Genomic DNA, 13,979 nt, shown 5'->3' with positions numbered 1-13,979 from the left:
CCGCTGGCGTGGGCGCATTTGTGGCGAGGGGGCTTGCCCCCGTTCGGCTGCGAAGCAGTCGTAAAACCCGCACAGCGGTTTATCTGACAGACCGCAGTGCAGGGTTTTGGGGCGGCTATGCCACCCAACGGAGGCAAGCCCCCTCGTCACAGGTTATACGGTGAATGTATTAGAAGAAGGGCGCCGGTTGGCGCCCTTTTTTTATGGGCGCCGGATGGGCTATCCTCGAACTCCCCCGTGCCGCCGTAGAGCCGGGTGTAGAGCAGGGAATCACCGATGATCACCAGTAAGCTGCCGAATGTCGGCATCACTATCTTCACGCAGATGTCTCAGCTCGCGGCGCAAACCGGGGCGATCAATCTGTCCCAGGGGTTTCCCGATTTCGACGGCCCGCAGGCTCTGCGCGATGCGGTGGGGCGGCATATCGCCAGTGGCCACAACCAGTATTCGCCGATGACCGGCCTGCCCGCGTTGCGTCAGCAGATTGCGGCGAAGATCGCTCGCAGCTACGGCGCCCATGTCGATGCCGACAGCGAAGTGACGGTCACCCCTGGCGCGACCCAGGCGATCTTCTGCGCCATTCAGGCGGTGATCCACAGCGGCGATGAAGTGATCGTTTTCGATCCGTGCTACGACAGCTACGAGCCCTCGGTTGAGCTGGCCGGTGGTCGCTGTGTGCATGTGCAACTCGGCCTGAACGACTTCGCCATCGACTTCCAGAAGCTCGCCGAAGCCCTGAGCCCACGCACGCGGATGATTATCCTCAATACCCCACACAACCCAAGCGGTGCGCTGATCAGCCGTGCCGAACTGGATCAGTTGGCGGCGTTGATCCGCGACCGCGACATCTATGTGATCAGCGACGAGGTCTACGAACACCTGGTGTTCGACGGCGTGCCTCACGCCAGCGTATTGGCCCATGAAGAGCTGTATCAGCGCGCTTTCGTGGTCAGTTCGTTCGGCAAGACGTACCACGTCACCGGTTGGAAAACCGGTTATGTCGTGGCGCCGCCAGCCCTTACCGCGGAACTGCGCAAGGTGCACCAGTACGTCAGTTTCTGTGGCGTGACGCCGTTGCAGTATGCGTTGGCCGATTACATGGCCGAGCACCCGGAACACGTCGAAGAGTTACCGGGCTTCTATCAGGCCAAGCGCGATCTGTTCTGCGATCTGCTGACGCCGTCGCGTTTCAGTTTCACTCGCGTGGCCGGTACTTACTTCCAATTGGTCGATTATTCGCAGATCCGCCCTGACCTCAATGACGTCGAGATGGCGCTGTGGATGACCCGCGAACATGGCGTGGCGAGCATCCCGATCTCGGTGTTCTACCAGACTCCACCCGAAGGCCAGCGCCTGGTGCGTCTGTGCTTTGCCAAACGCGAGGAGACCCTGCGCGAAGCAGCGGCAAAGCTATGCGTGATCTGAGTAATCTGCCCAATCTGAATATCGCGCTGATCCAGACCACCTTGGCCTGGCATGATCGTCAGGCCAATCTGGAGCATTTCGAGCCATTGCTGGAACAGGCGCGCGGTGCTGATCTGATTATCCTGCCGGAGATGTTCACCACCGGTTTCTCCATGGAGTCGGAAACCCTCGCCGAGCCGGAAAATGGCCCCACCAGTAAATGGTTGCGGACTCAGGCCGCGAAGCTGGGCGCGGTGGTGACCGGCAGCATCATCGTCCAGGCGGTTGACGGCAGCCATCGCAACCGTCTGTTGTGGGCGCGGCCGGACGGGGAGGTGTGGCATTACGACAAGCGTCACCTGTTCCGCATGGCGGGCGAGAACAACCACTACACCCCGGGCGAGCGTCAGGTGCAGTTCGAATTGAAGGGCTGGCGAGTGCGGCCGCTGATTTGCTACGACCTGCGCTTCCCGGTCTGGAGTCGCGACCCTCAAGACACCGATTTGTTGTTGTACACGGCCAACTGGCCGGGTGCACGGCGTCAGCACTGGAACCGTTTGCTGCCCGCTCGGGGGATCGAAAACCTCTGCTATGTGGCGGCGGTAAATCGCATCGGTACTGATGGCAAAGGTTTTGCGTATACCGGTGACAGTCAGGTCCTGGATTTTCAGGGGGAGACGCTACTCAGTGCGGGCGAAGCGGATGGCGTGTTTCAGGTCGTTCTGAGTGCTGCGGATCTGGCGGCTTATCGCACGCGATTCCCGGCGAACCTGGATGCGGATACCTTCGAGTTCACGTAACCGATCGTTCCCACGCTCTGCGTGGGAATGCAGCCCGTGACGCTCCGCGTCACTGGACGCGGAGCGTCCCTTGAGGCATTCCCACGCGGAGCGTAGGAACGATCAACAAAAAGGCCCCGAGGTTCACACCCCGGGGCCTTTTGCATTGCAGCGCAGGGCTCTTTACGCCGCTTTTGCTTCCGGCTGGCTCAGGGAGCGGTTCAGCGCGCTGAACAGGGCCTTGAAGCTGGCGGTGGTGAAGTTCTCATCGATGCCCACACCATGCACCGCACGCTCACCGTTCACGCGCAGTTCAATGTAGGCCGCAGCCTTGGCATTGGTGCCCGCGCCGATGGCGTGTTCGTTGTAGTCCATGATTTCCACCGGGATCGGCAGACCGGCCACCAGTGCTTCCAGAGCACCGTTGCCCTTGCCACGCCAGTGCAGGTTGGTTTCGCCCTGGCCTTTGCTGGAAACTTCGACTTCCACGGCGCTGTGACCGTTTTCTTCCTGCAAGCGATGGCTGACCAGCGCGTACGGGGTGTTGGCCTGCAAGTACTCGCTGTGCAGCAGCGCGTGGATCTGCTGGGCTGTCATCTCCAGGCCCAGGCGATCGGTTTCACGCTGCACGACCTGGCTGAACTCGATCTGCATGCGGCGCGGCAAGCTGATGCCGTATTCCTGTTCCAACAGGTAAGCGATACCGCCCTTGCCCGACTGGCTGTTGACGCGAATCACTGCCTCGTAGCTGCGGCCGATGTCGGCCGGGTCGATCGGCAGGTACGGCACTTCCCACAGGGCGTCCGGTTGCTGCTGGGCGAAGCCCTTGCGGATCGCATCCTGGTGGGAGCCGGAGAACGCGGTGTGAACCAGGTCACCGACGTACGGGTGACGTGGATGCACCGCAATCTGGTTGCACTCTTCGACGACTTTGCGCACGCCGTCGATGTCGGAGAAGTCCAGCTCAGGGTCGACGCCCTGGGTGTAGAGGTTCAATGCCACGGTGACCAGATCGACGTTACCGGTACGCTCGCCGTTGCCGAACAGGCAGCCTTCGACACGGTCGGCGCCGGCCATCAGGCCCAGTTCGGTGGCGGCCACGCCAGTGCCACGGTCGTTGTGGGTGTGCAGGCTGATGATCACGCTGTCACGGCGGTTGATGTGACGGCCGAACCATTCGATCTGGTCGGCATAGATGTTCGGGGTGGCGCATTCGACGGTGGCAGGCAGGTTGAGGATCACCTTGTGCTCAGGTGTCGGGTTCCACACGTCGATCACCGCGTCGCAGACTTCCTTGGCGAACTCCAGCTCGGTGGCGCTGAAGGTTTCTGGCGAGTACTCGAAGGTCCACTCGGTGTTTGGCTGCTGGGCGGCATATTTGACGAACAGCTTGGCGGCGTTCACGGCGATGGCCTTGACCCCTTCCTTGTCCTGGTTGAAGACAATGCGGCGGAAAGAGGGGGAGGTCGCGTTGTACAGGTGAACGATGGCTTTCTTCGCCCCGCGCAGGGATTCGAAGGTGCGCTCGATCAAATCTTCACGGCCCTGGGTCAGCACCTGAATGGTGGTGTCGTCCGGGATGTGGCCGTCTTCGATCAGGGTACGCACGAAGTCGAAGTCGGTTTGCGAAGCGGCCGGGAACGAGGCTTCGATTTCTTTCACGCCGACCTGCACCAGGGTTTTCCAGAAACGCAGCTTCTTGACCGCGTCCATTGGCTCGATCAGCGACTGGTTGCCGTCACGAAGGTCCGAGCTGCACCAGATCGGCGCGACGTCGATGGTCTTCGATGGCCAGGTGCGGTCCGGCAGGTTGATGGTCGGGAACGCGCGGTATTTCGAAGACGGGTCTTTGAGCATGCTCATCGGAAAATCCTTATTGTGTGGGCCGAAAAAAGGCGGCCTGCCGGTGGATCAAATGTTTTGGGGATAAAGCGTAAGACGAGGCACCGCGATTCAGCCTGGCAGTCGTGCGCTGACGAGGCACAGGCTGCGGTGCTGGCGGAGCTGAATGAGGGTGTGAGAGGTTTTCATGCCTTCAACCCTAACCGCGGGGGGGAAGGATGGCAAGCAGTCGAAAAAAATTGAGAGGAATACTCGAAAAGCCGAGTTTATTGAGATTTTATTGCGGTGAATGACGGCGATTGTATTGATGCTTGCTCGAGGTTTGAGCGATGCGCAATTGAAACTTGTCGACGTCGTCTCGGCCGGTGCAGCTATTCTTAAAGCCTCAACCAGACGACTGGGAAGCAGGAGTCGGCAATGAACGAATCGGATTGGAAGCTCTATAGCGCACTGCGTCCGATAGCCCATGAGCGGATGTGTATCCGGATCATGGGGGCGGTCGAGCGTACGGTGCTGGATAAAAGCCTGGCGCCTTATGAGCGTATTGAAGCCAGTGAAGAAAGGCTGAAGGCCGGCCAGCAGGAACTGTATTGGGCGTTTGGCGTTTTCAGTCACTCACGCAATGAGGCGCCTGCTCACTTGCTGGGCCTGTGTACTCATGAGCTGATCACATCTGAAGAATTGGCTGGTTTCTCGGAGGAAACCCAGGCCTGGATCAAGGAACGTCTGGCGCACAGGGAGGTCCACGGGATTGAGGACCTTGAAGCGGAATAAGCGGTGCCAATGAGGCCGCTTTCGCGAGCAGGCTCGCTCCCACATTTGATCTTCATGAGACACAGATATTGTGTACGACGAAATCCACTGTGGGAGCGAGCCTGCTCGCGATAAGGCCATCAGCCCCAACAACTATTTAAGGCTGAAACGCCCCAATAAAAATCGCCGGATCCACCCGCGCATCGTTCAGGCTGACGTTCCAGTGCATATGCGGCCCGGTCGCACGTCCGGTGGCGCCAACTTTCCCGACCACACCGCCGCGAGCCAGCTGTTGCCCCACCGTCACGTCGATCTTCGACATGTGACAGAACATGCTGATAAAGCCCTGTCCGTGATCGACGAACACCGTATTGCCGTTGAAGAAGTAATTCCCGATCAGGATCACCTTGCCGGCGGCCGGGGTCTTGATCGGCGTCCCGGCGGGCACCGCGAAGTCGAGGCCGGCATGGGGGTTGCGTTCTTCGCCATTAAAGAAGCGGCGCACGCCGAACTTGCTCGACAGCGGCCCGTTGACCGGTTTGTCCAGCAGCAGGTTGCTCGGGGTGTTCGGGCTGAAGCTGCGGTAGGCCTGGATCTGCTCGGCCAACTCGCCTTCGATACGCTTGAGATTTTCCGGGTTCGGATTGACCTGCTGCGTATTCTTCAGGGTGATGTGCTGTTCCGGGTATTTCTTGCTGCCGACGGTGAAGCTCAGGTTGCGACCACCGCTGCTCAGCGACTGATTGCCCGGTTTGACGGTCAGCGGCACACCGACGATGGCCAGCCAGTTGTTCTGTTCCTTGACCACCAACACCGGTTTGCCTTGATAACTGGCTTTCGGCGCCTGGGCGGAGCTGCCCAGATCCACCACCGCCACGCCGCCCGGCACCGGTTTGTTCAACAGGCGGGTGATGTAACTGTCGGCGTGGGCGTTGAAGGTCAGGCACAGCAACAGCAGCGGAGCGAAAAAACGCGGCATGGATCAATCCAGTAAAGAAAGGGTGACAGGCGTCAGGTGATTGTCTTCGACCCGCACTTGCAGTTCGCCGTCGCCGAGTTTGGCTTTCAGGCGCTGGCCGGTGTGGGTTTGCGCGGCGCTGCGGATCGCGTTGCCGCGCTCGTCCAGCAGAATGCTGTAACCACGAGCGAGGGTCGCCAACGGGCTGACCACGTGCAGCGTCTGCATCTGACTTTGCAGTTGCAGGCGGCGGGATTTAAGCCCTTCACGCATGGCCCGGGGCAGGCGTTCGGCAAGGCTGTCGAGGCGCTGGCGAAGCATCGCCAGTTGCCGCCCGGGATGTTGCCCGGCGAGGCGGGTTTCCAGGCGGATCAAACGTTCGCGGCGGGTATTGAGATTGCGTTCGAAAGCGCGGCGCATGCGCATGTCCAGATCATCCAGACGTTGTGCTTGCTGACGCAGACGTTCACCGGGATGGCGCAGGCGGCGAGAGATGCCTTCCAGACGCAGACGATCGCGCATCAAGCGGTCACGCATGCGCATCACCAGTCGTCGGTGCAGGCTTTCGACCCGCCGCACCAGATCGCTGGAATCCGGCGCGAGCAGTTCGGCGGCGGCGGACGGTGTCGGGGCGCGGACGTCGGCGACGAAGTCACTGATCGACACGTCGGTTTCGTGGCCGACGGCGCTGACAATCGGCGTCACGCAGGCATCCACGGCGCGGGCCACGGCTTCTTCGTTGAAACACCAGAGGTCTTCCAGCGAGCCGCCGCCACGGGCCAGGATCAACGCGTCGAAACCGCGGGCATCCGCCAGTTTCAGTGCACGGACAATCTGCGCGGTGGCTTCGCGGCCTTGCACGGCGGTGGGGATCAGCGTCAGTTGGATCTGCGGCGCGCGGCGGCGGAACACACTGATGATGTCGCGGATCACCGCGCCAGTGGGCGAGCTGATGATGCCGATGCGTTGCGGGTGCGCCGGCAGCGGCACTTTACGCTCGGCGCTGAACAGGCCTTCGGCGCTGAGCTTTTCTTTCAACGCCTCGAACGCCAGGCGCAGGGCACCGTCACCGGCCGGTTCCACGGTATCGAGAATCAGTTGGTAGTCACCACGGCCTTCAAACAGCGAAACCTTGCCGCGAACCTTGACCGCCAGGCCATCCTTCAGCGCCTGACGAACCCGTGCGGCGTTCTGCCGGAATAGCGCGCAACGCACCTGGGCGCCGCTGTCCTTGAGGGTGAAATACACATGGCCGGACGCCGGGCGGGCGAGGTTGGAGATTTCGCCTTCGACCCAGATGTTACTGAACACGTCTTCGAGCAACACCCGCGCGCGGCCGTTGAGCTGGCTGACAGTCAGGACTTCCCGGTCCAGGCCGAGTCTTGCAAAGGGATCTTTAATCATGGGGCGCAGTTTAAAGGCATTCGGCAATCAATCTCCATGATCCGGCGAAAATCCCCTGTGGGAGCGAGCCTGCTCGCGATAGCAGTGTGTCAGTCGACATTGATGTTGAATGTTGAACCGCTATCGCGAGCAGGCTCGCTCCCACAATGATCTGTGCAGGTTTTGATGAATTGCTGAACCAGCGCGGTGGGATCTTGCCGGCAGGCGAGGGCGACGGTGCTGTGGCAATCCGGATCGGCCAAGGGGAGAAAGTGGATATCCGGCGGCGCGATGTCCTGCATCGATTCCGGTAACAGCGCAATGCCGAACCCGGCCTGGATCAATTGCAGTTGCGTGGTTTTACGCGACACCACCCGAGCCGCACGGGGAAAGAACCCATGGCGCATGCATAACTCGGCGGATAGATAGCTCAGGCCACCACGCTGGGGATGAGGGATGGAAATGAACGCTTCGTTCTTCAACTGCGCCAGATCGATGCCTTGCGCGGACTTATCCACCGCCAGTCGATGATTCGGTGGAACCGCCAGTAACAGACGTTCGCTGTACAGTGGAACAATCTGCACGCCTTCACGCTGACGCAGCACTGGCAGGCGTAACAGGCCCACATCGAGGCGACCTTCGGCCAATTCTTCCAGTTGCGCCTCGGAGGACAGCTTGACGATGTCCATGGACACACCAACGTGTTGATCCAGATAGACGCTGATGCCTCGCAGCAGCCGACCGCTCATGGGCACGGTGCTGGAATGGCTCAGGCGCAACACACCCAGTTGACCGGTGCCCACCTGAGTGGCCATCTCGCTGGCTTTGGTCAGTTCGTTCAGCAGGTTTCTGGCCCGAGGCAAGAAGGCTTCACCCGCCGCCGTCAGTCGGGGCTGACGTGCGGTGCGTTCGAACAGCGGTGTTTGCAGGCGGGTTTCCATGTCCTTGATCTGCCGGCTCAAGGCTGATTGAGCAATAAACAGTCGTTCGGCCGCAGCGCTGAAGCTGCCGCACTCGGCGATTTCCACGAAATAACGCAATTGACGGGTTGAAAGCACAAGGCATGCCTTTTCGAGATGGCTGGTCGACTTTGAAGATATTAGTCGCAACGCTTGGCGCTGGCTAAAGTCATCGCAGGAACAAAAGGAAACCGTGTCGATGAATGTGCTGGAGTTGTTGAACCAATGGCCGTGGGGTGCGGTGGACTGGCTGGTGATCGGGCTGGGCGTTGCCCTGGCTTACATCGTGTTCGGCATCGCCGGTTTCGGCACTGCGCTGGTGGCGGGGCCGATTCTGATTCTGTTCATGCCGCTGTCGAAAATCGTACCGCTGCTGGTCTTGCTGGATTTCGTCGCGGCGTTCGGCAATCTGTTGCCCTCGCGACGGAATGTGGCTCGCCCCGAGTTGCTGCGACTGCTGCCGTGCATGGCGGTGGGTTGCACGTTGGGGGTGATTTTTCTGCTGAACCTGAAATCCGACATATTGCTGCTGTTGATGGGGCTGTTTATCAGCGCCTATGCGATTTACAGCCTGTGGATTAAAACCCGTCCGGCGCAATTGTCCGCTGGCTGGGCGGTGCCGATGGGCACGGTGGGCGGGATGTTCGGGGCGCTGTTTGGTAGTGGCGGCTTTTTATATGCGATCTATTTGAACAGTCGGTTGCCCAAGGACGCGGCCCGGGCAACCCAGAGTGCGCTGATCAGTTGCAGCACCGTGGTGCGTTTGAGCTTGTTTGCCGTCGCCGGGGTGTATGCCGAGCTACCCTTGTTGGTATTGGCGCTGTGTTTGTTGCCGGCGATGGCGCTGGGGTTGTGGATCGGTCGGCGATTGACCATGAAATTGTCCCGCGAGGCATTCGTGCGGCTGGTGACCTGGTTGGTGCTGGCCAGCGGGATTGCCTTGATCGGGCGTTATTTGAGTACTTGACCGGATTTCGTCAGGGATTAAGCTGCCGGCCGCCCTGACGCCTTCGCGGGCAAGCCCGCTCCCACATGGATCTCCCACATGGATCTCCTGTGACCACATCGTTTGTGACCACCAAAGATAAAATGTGGGAGCGGGCTTGCCCGCGAAGGCGCCAATCGACACATCGCAGAAACATCTATTTGACGCAGTAGGCTTGCACCATGAATTCGCAAAGCATCATCGTCCCGAAAATCTCCACACTGCCGGTACACGAACCCCGGGCCCGGGCGGTCGTGCGGTGGCTGGTGCGCAAGAACATCATTAAAGAAGAACTGACCACCTGTGGCCGCACCGGCAATCGCATGGCCCACGCCATCGCCGACGGCGCCCGCGCCGTGGTCCTGCACCCTGACGCGCTGCCGTTCGGCGAGCCGATCAATGGCCTGGAGATCATCACCAAACGCTGCATCTATACACCGGCCAAGGGCTTCCTCGAAGAAGCCGGCTGCGCTGAATGCCGCAAGGAAATCGGCGAAGCGCTGTTCGAAAGCCTGGAAGACTGGATGCCAGGGCGCACCGATAACTTCACCTGTCCTGAATGCGGACATGAAGACGACATCAACGGGTTTCTGTTCTTGCAGGAGTGCGGCTTTTCCAACCTGGGTTTCATCTTCAACAACTGGCTTGAGGCCGGGTTCAAGCAGAGCTTTATCGACGAATTTGCCGATTGGCTGGATCAGCCGGTGAGTTGGGTCAAGGTCGAACTCTGAACGCCGACGCCTTTGGAGCTGCCGAAGGCTGCGATCTTTTGATCTTGTTTTTGAAAATCAAAGTCAAAAGATCGCAGCCTTCGGCAGCTCCTACAGAGGCGTCGTTTTTCCGTATGTCAGTAATGCCAATAATAGACAGAGTTTTACATTGAACCCGAAGGGGTGTCTGACTATAATGGCGCGCTTCCATTTTCCCGCTCGGGAGCCCCCGCGATGCTGCGTATCAGCCAAGAAGCTCTGACCTTCGACGACATTCTTTTAGTGCCCGGTTATTCCGAGGTTCTTCCTAACGAAGTCAGTCTCAAGACCCGCCTTACCCGTGGCATCGAGCTGAATATTCCACTGGTTTCTGCTGCCATGGACACCGTTACTGAAGCCCGACTGGCAATTGCCATGGCTCAGGAAGGTGGCATCGGTATCATCCACAAGAACATGACCATCGAGCAGCAAGCTGCCGAAGTGCGTAAGGTCAAGCGTTACGAAGCCGGCGTGGTCAAGGACCCGATCACCATCGAGGCTGACGCCACGGTTCGTGAACTGTTCGAACTGACTCGCCTGCACAACATCTCCGGCGTTCCGGTACTGCACGATGGCGACCTGGTCGGCATCGTCACTTCCCGTGACGTGCGTTTCGAGAACCGCATGGACGCCTCCGTCCGTGAAGTGATGACGCCTAAAGAGCGTCTGGTCACGGTCAAGGAAGGCGCCAACAAGAACGATGTGCGTGAACTGCTGCACAAGCACCGCATCGAGCGCGTTCTGATCGTCGACGACAAATTCGCCCTCAAAGGCATGATGACCGTCAACGACATCGAAAAAGCCAAGGCTTACCCGCTGGCCAGCAAGGACGATCAAGGTCGTCTGCGCGTTGGCGCTGCAGTCGGTACCGGTAAAGACACCGGTGACCGCGTAGCTGCCCTGGTCCACGCTGGCGTTGACGTGGTAGTGGTCGACACTGCTCACGGTCACTCCAAAGGCGTGATCGACCGCGTTCGCTGGGTCAAGCAGAACTTCCCTGAAGTGCAGGTCATCGGCGGCAACATCGCCACCGGCGCTGCCGCCAAGGCCCTGGCCGAAGCTGGCGCTGACGCAGTCAAGGTCGGTATCGGCCCTGGCTCGATCTGCACCACGCGTATCGTCGCCGGTGTCGGCGTCCCGCAAATCAGTGCCATCGCCAACGTCGCCGCTGCCCTCGAAGGCACAGGCGTTCCGTTGATCGCCGACGGCGGCATCCGTTTCTCCGGTGACCTGTCCAAGGCCATCGTTGCCGGTGCTTCCTGCGTGATGATGGGCTCGATGTTCGCCGGTACTGAAGAGGCGCCAGGCGAGATCGAACTGTTCCAGGGCCGTTCGTACAAGGCTTACCGCGGCATGGGTTCGCTGGGCGCCATGTCCCAGGCTCAAGGTTCCTCCGACCGTTACTTCCAGGACTCCTCGGCAGGCGCCGAGAAACTGGTTCCGGAAGGCATCGAAGGGCGTGTTCCGTACAAGGGCACCCTGAGCGCCATCATCCATCAACTGATGGGCGGCCTGCGCTCTTCCATGGGCTACACCGGTAGCGCCGATATCGAAGAAATGCGCACCAAGCCTGAGTTCGTGCGGATCACCGGCGCTGGCATGGCCGAGTCCCACGTCCACGACGTGCAGATCACCAAAGAAGCGCCAAACTACCGCGTAGGTTGAGGCTTCAAGCAAATCGTTAAGCAACCGGGGCTGTTCTATTCAGCCCCGAGTTGTTTCTGAATCACGACTGTTTCTGAATTACTTAGACGAGACTGAATCATGGCCCTCGACATTCACGCTCACCGCATCCTGATCCTCGATTTCGGTTCCCAGTACACCCAGCTGATCGCCCGCCGCGTGCGTGAAATCGGCGTGTACTGCGAACTGCATCCGTTCGACATGGACGACGAAGCGATTCGCGAATTCGCTCCAAAAGGCGTCATTCTCGCCGGCGGCCCCGAGTCCGTGCATGTAGCCGACAGCCCGCGCTGCCCGCAAGCGGTGTTTGACCTGGGCGTACCGGTTTTCGGTATCTGCTACGGCATGCAAACCATGGCTGAACAGCTGGGTGGCAAGGTCGAAGGTTCCGAGCTGCGTGAGTTCGGTTATGCCCGCGTTGACGTGGTTGGCAAGAGCCGCCTGCTCGATGGCATCGAAGACCATATCGACGCCGATGGCCTGTTCGGCCTCGACGTGTGGATGAGCCACGGTGACAAGGTCACCAAGATGCCGGAAGACTTCCACATCCTGGCCAGCACCCCGAGCTGCCCGATTGCCGGCATGTTCAACGATGCTCGCGGCTACTACGGCGTGCAGTTCCACCCGGAAGTGACCCACACCAAGCAGGGCGGTCGCATCCTCTCGCGCTTCATCCTCGACATCTGCGGCTGCGAAGCCCTGTGGACACCTTCGAAGATTGCGGAAGACGCCATCGCTCAGGTCCGCGCCCAGGTTGGCACCGACAACGTATTGCTCGGCCTGTCCGGCGGCGTTGACTCCTCGGTGGTTGCCGCGTTGCTGCACAAGGCCATCGGTGACCAGTTGACCTGCGTGTTCGTCGACAACGGCCTGTTGCGTCTGCACGAAGGCGAGCAAGTGATGGCCATGTTCGCCGAGAACATGGGCGTCAAAGTGATCCGCGCCAACGCCGAAGAGCAGTTCCTCGGTAACCTGGCGGGCGAGTCGGACCCGGAGAAGAAACGCAAGATCATCGGCCGTACCTTCATCGACGTGTTCGATGCCGAATCCTGCAAGCTGGACAACATCAAGTACCTGGCCCAGGGCACCATCTACCCGGACGTGATCGAGTCGGCTGGCGCCAAAAGCGGCAAGGCGCACGTGATCAAGTCCCACCACAACGTGGGCGGCCTGCCGGAAGAAATGAACCTCAAGCTGGTTGAACCGCTGCGCGAGCTGTTCAAGGACGAAGTCCGTCGTCTGGGCCTGGAACTCGGCCTGCCGTACGACATGGTCTACCGTCACCCGTTCCCGGGCCCGGGCCTGGGTGTGCGGATCCTCGGTGAAGTGAAGAAGGAATACGCCGACCTGCTGCGTCGCGCCGACCACATCTTCATCGAAGAACTGCGCAAGGCCGACTGGTACCACAAGGTCAGCCAGGCGTTCGTGGTATTCCAGCCAGTGAAATCGGTTGGCGTGGTTGGCGATGGCCGTCGTTACGCCTGGGTCGTTGCCCTGCGTGCCGTGGAAACCATCGACTTCATGACCGCGCGTTGGGCACACCTGCCTTACGAACTGCTGGAAACCGTCAGCGGCCGTATCATCAATGAAATCGAAGGCATCTCCCGCGTTACTTACGACGTGTCGAGCAAGCCGCCGGCGACGATTGAGTGGGAGTGATCCTGCGCAAGCCTTGATGGTTTGATCGCTTAAAAGGCCCCGTGAACGCGAGTTCACGGGGCCTTTTGCATTTCAGCGCCGGGCCACATCCGAAAAGTAGAATTTATCCAGCGTATGCCGTGACTCGGTGTACTCGAACTGCCTGCCATCCTGCAAAAACGTCTGGTTACTGACCACGATCACATGGCTCTGGTCGTCGAGATCCAGGTGTTGCTGGTCGTCCTTGCTGCGGGGCACCGCTTCGATGGTGCGCTGGGCGTAGGCGATTTGCAGTTGCAGGGTCTGCTCGATAAAGGCGTAGATCGATTGTTCGGCGATGTCGCGGGACAGGCCGGGAATCACGTCGCTGACGAAATTGTTGATGTCCAGAATCACCCGTTTGCCGTCGATCCGCCGCACCCGCTTGATCCGCGTGATCAGGCTGCCTGCTTCAGCCTTGATGTGTTCGAGCAGCGGGCCTTCGAGGGGGATCTGGGTGAATTCGACCACCTCGGTGCTGACGTCGTTGCCCAGTCGTGGGTAGGTTTCCTGGAAGCTGACGATACCGCCGAGCTGAAATTCGATCGGGTTGGTCGACAGCACGAAGGTGCCTTTGCCGTGGACTTTCTGGGCGAAACCGCGCTCCTGCAATTGCTCGATGGCCTTGCGCACGGTGCCGCGACTGGCCTGATAGCTGTCCATCAGTTCGGTTTCGGAAGGCAATCGGGCGCCGCGTTCCAGACGTTCGGTGGTGATGCTGGCAAGCAGATCGCTGTAGATCTGGTTGTATTTACTCATGGGGATGGCTCTGTGCCGCGTTGTGCTCAAGGTTTTGAACCTTAAGGG

Annotated in this window: 12 protein-coding genes; 7 read left to right on the top strand and 5 right to left on the bottom strand. The window is 60.0% G+C overall.

Translation table 11 applies throughout. The annotated features are described in order from the left end of the window. Positions 1-276: 276 nt before the first annotated feature. Positions 277-1,425: a pyridoxal phosphate-dependent aminotransferase gene (locus tag QMK51_RS23145; protein ID WP_320392114.1), complete on the top strand. Its 1,149-nt coding sequence runs from the start codon at positions 277-279 to the stop codon at positions 1,423-1,425. Further along, on the top strand, positions 1,413-2,204 hold the full coding sequence (locus QMK51_RS23140) for an amidohydrolase (protein ID WP_320392112.1): 792 nt from the start codon (positions 1,413-1,415) through the stop codon (positions 2,202-2,204). The genes QMK51_RS23145 and QMK51_RS23140 overlap by 13 nt, the downstream gene beginning before the upstream one ends. Positions 2,205-2,366: 162 nt before the next feature. Here QMK51_RS23140 and leuA read toward each other — a convergent pair whose 3' ends face one another. Continuing rightward, positions 2,367-4,046 (bottom strand): 2-isopropylmalate synthase, encoded by a 1,680-nt coding sequence (gene leuA, locus QMK51_RS23135; protein WP_258697403.1) that lies wholly within the window; start codon positions 4,044-4,046, stop codon positions 2,367-2,369. Between the two features lie 396 nt (positions 4,047-4,442). Here leuA and QMK51_RS23130 point away from each other — a divergent pair, with 396 nt between their 5' ends. Next, entirely contained in the window at positions 4,443-4,799 is a 357-nt protein-coding gene (locus tag QMK51_RS23130) for a hypothetical protein (RefSeq protein WP_320392110.1), read from the top strand. 136 nt (positions 4,800-4,935) lie between these two features. Here QMK51_RS23130 and QMK51_RS23125 read toward each other — a convergent pair whose 3' ends face one another. The 3 genes from QMK51_RS23125 to QMK51_RS23115 form a co-directional block, all read right to left on the bottom strand. After that, a complete protein-coding gene (locus QMK51_RS23125; protein ID WP_320392108.1) occupies positions 4,936-5,757 on the bottom strand; it encodes a peptidoglycan DD-metalloendopeptidase family protein in 822 nt (273 codons plus the stop codon). 3 nt (positions 5,758-5,760) lie between these two features. Further along, positions 5,761-7,140, bottom strand: coding sequence for an exodeoxyribonuclease VII large subunit (xseA, locus tag QMK51_RS23120; protein ID WP_320392106.1), 1,380 nt, complete (start codon positions 7,138-7,140; stop codon positions 5,761-5,763). 89 nt (positions 7,141-7,229) lie between these two features. After that, positions 7,230-8,177 carry a LysR family transcriptional regulator gene (locus tag QMK51_RS23115; RefSeq protein ID WP_320392104.1) on the bottom strand — a complete coding sequence of 316 codons (948 nt, stop codon included), beginning with the start codon at positions 8,175-8,177 and terminating at the stop codon, positions 7,230-7,232. Positions 8,178-8,277: 100 nt separating this feature from the next. Between QMK51_RS23115 and QMK51_RS23110 the strand changes: the two genes are divergently transcribed. The 4 genes from QMK51_RS23110 to guaA all read left to right on the top strand — a co-directional run bounded on the left by QMK51_RS23110 (position 8,278) and on the right by guaA (position 13,154). Further along, positions 8,278-9,045, top strand: coding sequence for a sulfite exporter TauE/SafE family protein (locus QMK51_RS23110; RefSeq protein ID WP_320392102.1), 768 nt, complete (start codon positions 8,278-8,280; stop codon positions 9,043-9,045). Positions 9,046-9,245: 200 nt separating this feature from the next. Then, a complete protein-coding gene (locus QMK51_RS23105) occupies positions 9,246-9,794 on the top strand; it encodes a sugar ABC transporter ATPase (RefSeq protein WP_258697398.1) in 549 nt (182 codons plus the stop codon). A 213-nt stretch (positions 9,795-10,007) separates the two neighbouring features. Beyond that, positions 10,008-11,477 (top strand): IMP dehydrogenase, encoded by a 1,470-nt coding sequence (guaB, locus tag QMK51_RS23100; protein WP_008070940.1) that lies wholly within the window; start codon positions 10,008-10,010, stop codon positions 11,475-11,477. 99 nt (positions 11,478-11,576) lie between these two features. Continuing rightward, complete coding sequence (guaA, locus tag QMK51_RS23095; RefSeq protein WP_320392096.1) at positions 11,577-13,154, top strand: glutamine-hydrolyzing GMP synthase; 1,578 nt, start codon at positions 11,577-11,579, stop codon at positions 13,152-13,154. A 72-nt stretch (positions 13,155-13,226) separates the two neighbouring features. Here the strand turns inward: guaA and treR are convergent, their stop codons facing one another. Beyond that, complete coding sequence (treR, locus tag QMK51_RS23090; protein ID WP_320392094.1) at positions 13,227-13,931, bottom strand: trehalose operon repressor; 705 nt, start codon at positions 13,929-13,931, stop codon at positions 13,227-13,229. Between the last annotated feature and the right edge of the window lie 48 nt (positions 13,932-13,979).

The organism is Pseudomonas sp. P9_31 (genome assembly GCF_034008235.1).
Lineage (GTDB): Bacteria > Pseudomonadota > Gammaproteobacteria > Pseudomonadales > Pseudomonadaceae > Aquipseudomonas.
This window is presented reverse-complemented; position numbering and strand designations above follow the sequence as displayed.

What these genes read in the sequence shown, in the direction of transcription:
- QMK51_RS23145 (WP_320392114.1), top strand. Translation starts at nt 277, where the DNA reads ATGATCACCAGTAAGCTGCCGAATGTCGGCATCACTATCTTCACGCAG.
- QMK51_RS23140 (WP_320392112.1), top strand. Translation starts at nt 1,413, where the DNA reads ATGCGTGATCTGAGTAATCTGCCCAATCTGAATATCGCGCTGATCCAG.
- leuA (WP_258697403.1), bottom strand. Translation starts at nt 4,046, where the DNA reads ATGAGCATGCTCAAAGACCCGTCTTCGAAATACCGCGCGTTCCCGACC.
- QMK51_RS23130 (WP_320392110.1), top strand. Translation starts at nt 4,443, where the DNA reads ATGAACGAATCGGATTGGAAGCTCTATAGCGCACTGCGTCCGATAGCC.
- QMK51_RS23125 (WP_320392108.1), bottom strand. Translation starts at nt 5,757, where the DNA reads ATGCCGCGTTTTTTCGCTCCGCTGCTGTTGCTGTGCCTGACCTTCAAC.
- xseA (WP_320392106.1), bottom strand. Translation starts at nt 7,140, where the DNA reads ATGATTAAAGATCCCTTTGCAAGACTCGGCCTGGACCGGGAAGTCCTG.
- QMK51_RS23110 (WP_320392102.1), top strand. Translation starts at nt 8,278, where the DNA reads ATGAATGTGCTGGAGTTGTTGAACCAATGGCCGTGGGGTGCGGTGGAC.
- QMK51_RS23105 (WP_258697398.1), top strand. Translation starts at nt 9,246, where the DNA reads ATGAATTCGCAAAGCATCATCGTCCCGAAAATCTCCACACTGCCGGTA.
- guaB (WP_008070940.1), top strand. Translation starts at nt 10,008, where the DNA reads ATGCTGCGTATCAGCCAAGAAGCTCTGACCTTCGACGACATTCTTTTA.
- guaA (WP_320392096.1), top strand. Translation starts at nt 11,577, where the DNA reads ATGGCCCTCGACATTCACGCTCACCGCATCCTGATCCTCGATTTCGGT.
- treR (WP_320392094.1), bottom strand. Translation starts at nt 13,931, where the DNA reads ATGAGTAAATACAACCAGATCTACAGCGATCTGCTTGCCAGCATCACC.